The sequence below is a fragment of the Prevotella sp. AM23-5 genome (assembly GCF_003473645.1).
GTDB classification, from domain to species: domain Bacteria; phylum Bacteroidota; class Bacteroidia; order Bacteroidales; family Bacteroidaceae; genus Prevotella; species Prevotella copri_A.
Genome location: NZ_QUCG01000064.1, coordinates 1 through 7,574, shown reverse-complemented (window position 1 = coordinate 7,574; position 7,574 = coordinate 1). Strand labels below are relative to the sequence as shown.

Sequence of the window (7,574 nt, the reverse complement as noted above, 5' to 3'; positions counted from 1 at the left end):
TTTATCTTTTTTGAAAAGTTTTTCACTTAAAAATTTGGTGGAATCAAATAATTGTTGTACCTTTGCACCCGCAAATGAGAAATCATCTGTAAGAGTATGGTGCCATAGCTCAGTTGGTAGAGCAAAGGACTGAAAATCCTTGTGTCCCCGGTTCGATTCCTGGTGGTACCACTTAAAAAGCCGAACTTTTTCAAAGAGGTTCGGCTTTTTGGTGTTTATAAGGCTTTTGCCCTTTCAGGGCGCATAGCAGTCTGGAATCCTGCGTCTTTTTTCTTTCTTTTCCCTTTTTCTTCGATATATTTCGGGTATTTGTCCCTTTTGTTGCTAGATTTGTCTGATATTTAGCGTGAGATTGCGGTATTCTAACCTACTTTTGCAATCGAAATCAAACAAAAAAAACAAAAGAACAATGAAGAATATTTTAGGAAAAGCCATATTGCTGGCTACAGCGCTCTTGTTTTCTATCACGGGCACGAGTTGCAGCAATGATGATAATACCACTCCCGAAAAGGAGAAGACATACGATATGAGTGGCTTCGCCAAGGGAGCCGATGTAAGTTGGATTACTGAGATGGAGCAGAACGGAAAGAAGTTCTATAATGCTAACGGTAAGGCTACTGAGTGCATGGCGCTTCTCCGCGACCTCGGCATGAACTCCATCCGCCTTCGTGTATGGGTAAACCCAGAGGATGGATGGAACGGAAAGAATGATGTGGTGGCAAAGGCATGGAGAGCTCAGCAGCTCGGTATGCGTCTGATGATTGACTTCCACTACTCTGATACCTGGGCAGACCCATCCAAGCAGGGCGTTCCTGCTGCCTGGAAAAACTATGATTTCGAGCAGATGAAGCAGGCGGTTGCCGATCATACCAAGGATGTATTGAATGCCTTGAAGGCAAGAGGCGTCAACGTAGAGTGGGTACAGGTAGGTAACGAGACCACCGACGGAATGCTCTGGAATGATGAGGTTGGCGATGCTGCCCTGAAGGTAACAGGCCGTGCCTCTAAGAATATGGCTAATTTTGTCGCTTATATCAATGCCGGTTATGATGCCGTCAAGGCGGTTTATCCGGAGGCTAAGGTGATAGTGCATCTCGACAAGGGAAACAATCTGAGCCAATATACCTGGATGTTTGATGGCTTGAAGCAGAATGGTGCCAAGTGGGATGTCATCGGTATGTCGCTCTATCCAGATTGGATTACTGACAAGACTTGGGAGCAGGTATCCGATGCTTGTCTCAGCAACATCAAGACCCTTTCCGGCAAATACAACTGCGATGTCATCATCTCTGAGATTGGTATGGTGTGGAATTCTGAGAATGCTGCTCCATTCCTCAAGAAGATGGTGGATGGCTGCAAGGCAATCTCTACCTGCGAGGGCGTGTTCTACTGGGAGCCTGAGTGCAACAGCGGCTGGAACGGCTACGACAAGGGAGCCTTCGACAACAGCGGCAAGCCAACCGCTGCACTCGATGCTTTCAAGTAATCCGGTAAGAGTTAGCTTTCTTCGTTTCCTCTGGGAGCGATAGAAAGCGAATTTTAAAATGGAATATTGTACTAACTTAGAAGAAAAAGATATGATCAAGAGAAGCATTACTTTTGTGTCTCTCGCCCTGGCGCTTTCTACCATGTGTCAGGCACAGAGTAGAAAAGTCATTAATTTGCCATCGTGGGATTTCTCCCGCGATGGCAAAGCGTGGTCTCAGGTAGCCGTGCCTCACGACTGGGCTATCGCGGGTCCTTTCGATAAGAAATGGGATCTGCAGATGGTGGCTATCGAGCAGAATGGCGAAAAGGAGAAAACCGAGAAGTCGGGACGCTCTGGAGCTCTCCCTTGGATTGGAGAGGGTATGTATAAGATGAATCTTCAGTTGCCGAAGGGCTACAAGCGTGCCGTCCTCGTTTTTGATGGTGCGATGAGTCAGCCTGTGGTAAGCGTGAATGGCAAGGAGGCTGGCAGATGGGCTTACGGCTACAATGCCTTCCGCATCGACATCACACCTTACGTGAAGTTTGGCGGAAAGAAGAATCTCGTAGAGGTTCATCTCAACAATGTAGAGGAAAGCAGCCGATGGTATCCAGGCGGCGGTCTTTACCGTCCGGTTTCCGTGGAACTTTACGGCAACGAGAACTTCTCTACCTGGGATACCTTCGTGCGTACCCTGAAAGCAGACAGGCAGGAGGCTGAAGTAGAAGTGAATGCTCTCTTAGAAGGAAAGATTGGAAAGTCGGGAAAAACCGTCATCGCCTTGCTTGATGAGGCTGGTACAAAGGTTGCCGAGCAGACGATCTCTGGTGCCACCCCAGCCATCAAGACTACCCTGAAGGTATCGAACCCTCAGCTCTGGTCTCCGGAATCTCCTTATCTCTATCAGGTGAAGTTAACCCGATATGAAGGAAAGAAGGTGGCTGATGTCCAGACGCTGAAGACCGGTATCCGTACCATCTCGGTATCCAGGAATAATGGTTTCCAGCTCAATGGCATCACCCGCAAGATCAAGGGTGTCTGCCTGCACCACGACCTCGGTCCGTTGGGAGCTGCAGAGAACAAGGCGGCACTCATCCGCCAGATCAAGACGATGAAGGAGATGGGTTGCGATGCCATCCGTACAGCCCACAACATGCCTTCTACCATGCAGATGGAAATCTGCGATTCCCTCGGTATGATGGTAATGGCAGAGAGCTTCGATATGTGGATTTATCCTAAGTGCCAGAATGGCTACGCCAAGTTCTTCAAGGAGTGGAGCGACAGGGATATGACCAACCTGGTGAAGCACCATCGCAACCATCCTAGCATCATCATGTGGAGTATCGGTAACGAGATTCCTGAGCAGTGGAGCAAGGAGGGTAAGGAGATTTCCAAGCATCTGCAGGATATCTGTCATCAGTACGACCCATCCCGCCCTGTAACCCAGGGTATGGATCAGGCTGAGGCTGCCCTGAAGAGTGGATTTGCCCAGGTAATGGACGTTCCGGGCTTCAACTATCGTGTACATAAATATTATAAGAATATCGAGCAGTTGCCTCAGGGCTTCCTTCTGGGTTCCGAGACGGCATCTACCGTCAGCTCCCGTGGCGTGTATAAGTTCCCGGTTCAGGTGCGTGCCAGCAACAACAATCCATACGCCGACGGCCAGTGCTCCAGCTATGACACGGAGTATTGCTCCTGGAGTAATCTTCCGGATGATGACTGGAAGATGCAGGATGATTACAGTTGGGTGATCGGAGAGTTCGTGTGGACGGGCTATGACTATCTGGGCGAGCCGACTCCTTACGATACTTACTGGCCAAGCCGCAGCAGCTACTTTGGTATCTGCGACCTTGCCGGACTTCCAAAGGACCGATATTATATGTATCGTGCCCGCTGGAACGAGCACCAGCATACCACCCATCTTCTTCCTCACTGGAACTGGAAGGGCAGGGAAGGACAGGTTACCCCAGTATATTGCTACACTGATGGTGTGGAAGGCGAGCTTTTCGTGAATGGCAAGAGTCAGGGCAGAGTTCGTAAGGACAAGTCAAGCCGATTGGACCGCTATCGCCTCCGCTGGAACAATGTGAAGTATGAACCGGGCGAGATTCGCGTGGTTACCTACAACCAGTATGGCGACAAGGTGGGCGAGGATGTGAAGCGTACAGCCGGCGAACCAGCGCAGATGAAGTTCAGCGTGGAGACTCCAGACCATGAGCCTATCGCCTGCATGGTAGAGGGATGCACCGATGAGCACAACGTGCTGCTGAATGCCGATGGCAACGATCTTGCCTTCATCACCGTGAGCCTCCTGGACAAGGACGGCAACGAGTGTCCGCTCGCCGATGATGAACTTACCTTCGAGGTAAAGGGTGCCGGAACCTTCAAGGCAGCATGCAATGGTGATGCTACTTCGCTCGATTCCTTCACTCAGCCACACATGCGACTCTTCTCTGGCAAACTCGTTATTGTTGTTCAGAGCAAGGCACAGAAGGGCGACATCATCCTCACAGTAAAGAATGGCAAGCGCAATATGGAAAAGTCGCTTACGCTGCAGGCAATATAATACAAACTTATTAATGATAATTATAGATTCCCCTAGGAGAAGAAGTTCTTGCTCCTAGGGGAATTCTTCGTTCAGCGACGTTGAATGTATGTTCAGCACTGTTGAATGTGTGTTCAGCACTGTTGAACATACGTTCAGCAGTATTGAACGGAGATTTCTTCTAATGGTACCAACAATTTCTCCCTATTCTTTCAACAACTTCTTTCTATACTTTGAGTATCTTCTCCTTATCCTTTCATCCGTTTTCCATAGGCCTGGACGGAACTTCTCCTTATTCTATTGTTATTTTTCTCTAATAATATTTGGCATTGTCGTGAATAATGTGTATTTTTGCAGCTATGAACAAATCACTAACCGCTTTATCTAAAATAAGCATGGCGATAGCTATGCTTTTTATAACCATAGCGCTCCATGCGCAACGTTTCGTCAACACCACCCTGGATGGTGCTCAGGCTGTCTATGCTATTACCCAAGATACATCAGGAGTAGTCTGGCTGGGTACCGACAACGGTCTCTATAGTTATGATGGCTATCACGACTATCGTCATTTTGCTTCCCATACCTTTAGTCATATCCGCATCAATTCGCTCGGCTTCGAGGGTAGTATGCTCTATCTGGCTACGGGCAATGGAATGCTGAAGTTTGATACGCAGAAGGGAATCTATGCTTCTGCGCCAGCGATGGAATCAGATGAAGGCAAGGGTAGGAAAAAGATGGCAAGGGAGTTGCGAGTGCTTGATATGAAGGGCAGGAAAGATGCCTTTGGCAACGATGTGTATGCTATCCTGCATACGCAGAAGGGACTTCTGGTGGGTTCTCTCTCCGGACTCCGTCTCAACCAGCGCCAGATTCTCCTGACTCCCGGAGCACAGCCGCTGGTGAATGCCCTGGCTTACGATGCCAAGCGCCACTGTTACTGGATAGGTACCGAGGGAGCCTTGTACTGTGCCGACCAGGCTTTGCAGAACTTCTCCAAGATTGCGGCGCTGGATGGAAACTCCGTGAAGTGTCTGGACGAAGACCAGGATGGCAATCTCTATATCGGTACGGATAATGGACTTTATCGCATGGCGATGAACAACAGTCTGGAGCATTTCGTTCACGACTCGCGCAATGAGGCAACCATCCCCAACAATATCGTATGGTCCTGCTATGTGGATAAGTGGCAGAATGTGTGGATCGGTACCGATCACGGACTTTCCCGTTTATCTACCCATACCTACTATCGCTTCACTTCGCTCGATAAGATTACCTTCTCGGGCGAGGGCAATTGTCTGCATGCTATCCTTCAGACCCGCAGCGGCGACTGGTGGATGGGCGGAACCAACGGCTTGATTCACTATGCAGAGGGAGTGCGCGTGCAGGGAACTGCATCTGAATATCAGAATGTGGTATGGTATAAACAGAACAATCCTTCGGCTCCTCTTGCTCACAACCGTGTGCGCAAGATTTATGAAGACAAGGAGGGGGATGTATGGATCTGTACAGACCACGGCATCAACCTCTATCAGAAGAGTACGGGAAAGTTGCTCAACTTCATCGTCTATGACAAGAGCGGCAAGTATTCTACTGCCTGGGCTTATGATATTCTTCAGGATCAGATGGGCAGAATGTGGATGGCATCTTATCAGGGTGGCGTCTTCGTGCTTGACAAGCAGCGCCTTCTGGCAGCCATCTCGCTCTCATCAGCAGCTACTGCCACCTGTGTGGCAGACCATCATTTCTCAGACAAGGGAAAGAACGCCCTCTCGGGGCTGCACATCGGTCAGCTGGTACTTGATGGCAAGGGATTCGTCTGGGCTTCCTCTTATAATCATCTCGACCGTATCGATACCCGTACCCTTCGCATCTCACATATCCCAGGCAATGATGCCATCAATTATCTGATGAAATCTGGCAACGGCAATGTGTGGGTAGGATACAATGCCAGCGTGAAGTGCTTTATGGTGAACCTGCCGATGAAGGGCAAGGAACTGGAAAGCAAGGAATGGAAGATTGATGCGAAGGTGGTCTCCATGTGCGATGTGGAAAACAAGGTCTGGGTGGTGGCAGGCAATGTCTGCAGCGTGCTGGATCCTGAGAACAACAGTTTCCGATTCTTCATTCCGATGGAGAGTCCGAATAATATCTATTATTCCAAGCTGAACCACGAAGTGGTGATGGGTGGTAACGATGGCTTCATCTCCATCCGTGCCGACCTTTCCATGCCGAAGGACGACAAGGCGCAGCTGCTTCTGGCGGGTATCGTGGTGAATGGCAGACAGACCCAGGATGCCTTGCTCGACGAGAACATTGAGGGAACACCGGGCGTTTCGCCAGTAGGACTGAAGACGCTTGTTCTTGAGCATGATGAGAACAACTTCACGCTCCAGCTGTCTGATTTGCCTTTTGCCGATCATCCTACCGCCGTCTATGCCTACCGTCTGGAGGGTAGCGACCACGAGTGGCATTATCTGGACAAGGGCGATCTTGACATCACTTACAATGGATTGTCGTATGGCGATTATCATCTCACCGTACATGTGGTGGATGGCGAGGGAAATATCGGAGATGAAGTTTATCAGCTCGAAATCTCCGTTCTTCCACCATGGTATCTCACCATCTGGTGCAAGCTGTTCTATCTTACCCTTCTGATTGTGGGTATAGCCTGGGTCATCAATGCCCATTTCGTAAGAAAGCAGTTGAAGGAGGCGAAAAAGCAGAAGGAGGAAATTCTGGAGCAGGTGCAGGCGCGTATGAAGTTCTATGCCAACCTTGCCGATGAGCTGAAGAATGCTGCCGCTCACCGTTCGTTCGATGAAGTGAATCATCTGGTAGTTTCTAATCTCGATGTGAATGCTTCCGACAGCGAATCAGAGTCGGCAATGATCGTAAATCTCAATGGTCAGCAGACTCTTCCGGAAGTTGAGATCGATGAGATGGATAAGAAACTGCTCGACGAGATTAAGGAGACGATAGAAGAGAATATGGTGGATTCCGACTTTAACGTGTCGGTGCTTCAGGAGAAGATGGGCATGGGAAATAAGCAGCTTTACCGCAAGCTGAAGGCAATTACGGGTCAGACTCCGGTGGAGTATATCCGTGATATGAGAATGCAGAAGGCGGCAAAATTATTAAAGGCGGGCAAGTTCAGCGTGTCGGAGGTAATGTACACCGTAGGCTTCTCTAACAGCAGTTATTTCTCCAAGTGCTTCTCCAAGGCGTTTGGAATGACTCCTACCGAGTTTATGCGCAGTTAGGAGTGAAAATGTTGCCTAAAATCATAACTTTACAGAAAAATGTTATGATTTTAGGCAAAATTCGTTATTTTATGTTTTAATTCTTGCTTAAGTTATTAAAAATTAGTAATTTTGCACCTTGAATCGAAGTACAGGTCCATGCGTGGACTATCAAGCACTATTGGTCTAAACTGAAAGAGGTATTGAGCGAAACACCTCAAGATGGGATGCAGTAATTGATTTATGTACAAGAAAGAAAAAATAAGTATCAATTTATAGTAAACAATTTAAGACAATACTCTGTTAATTCTTATGTAAT

3 protein-coding genes and 1 tRNA gene are annotated in these 7,574 nt (G+C 48.5%); all 4 read left to right on the top strand.

Translation table 11 applies throughout. From position 1 onward, the window contains the following. The first annotated feature begins 98 nt into the window (after nt 1-98). The 4 genes from DW657_RS13430 (at nt 99) to DW657_RS13415 (ending at nt 7,276) form a co-directional block, all read left to right on the top strand. Nucleotides 99-171 (top strand) — tRNA-Phe (locus DW657_RS13430). A gap of 238 nt (nt 172-409) precedes the next feature. Beyond that, nucleotides 410-1,486 carry a glycosyl hydrolase 53 family protein gene (locus DW657_RS13425; protein ID WP_118312978.1) on the top strand — a complete coding sequence of 359 codons (1,077 nt, stop codon included), beginning with the start codon at nt 410-412 and terminating at the stop codon, nt 1,484-1,486. Between the two features lie 91 nt (nt 1,487-1,577). Beyond that, complete coding sequence (locus tag DW657_RS13420) at nt 1,578-4,037, top strand: glycoside hydrolase family 2 TIM barrel-domain containing protein (RefSeq protein WP_118312994.1); 2,460 nt, start codon at nt 1,578-1,580, stop codon at nt 4,035-4,037. Between the two features lie 338 nt (nt 4,038-4,375). Then, on the top strand, nt 4,376-7,276 hold the full coding sequence (locus DW657_RS13415; RefSeq protein WP_233547070.1) for a two-component regulator propeller domain-containing protein: 2,901 nt from the start codon (nt 4,376-4,378) through the stop codon (nt 7,274-7,276). Nucleotides 7,277-7,574 lie beyond the last annotated feature (298 nt).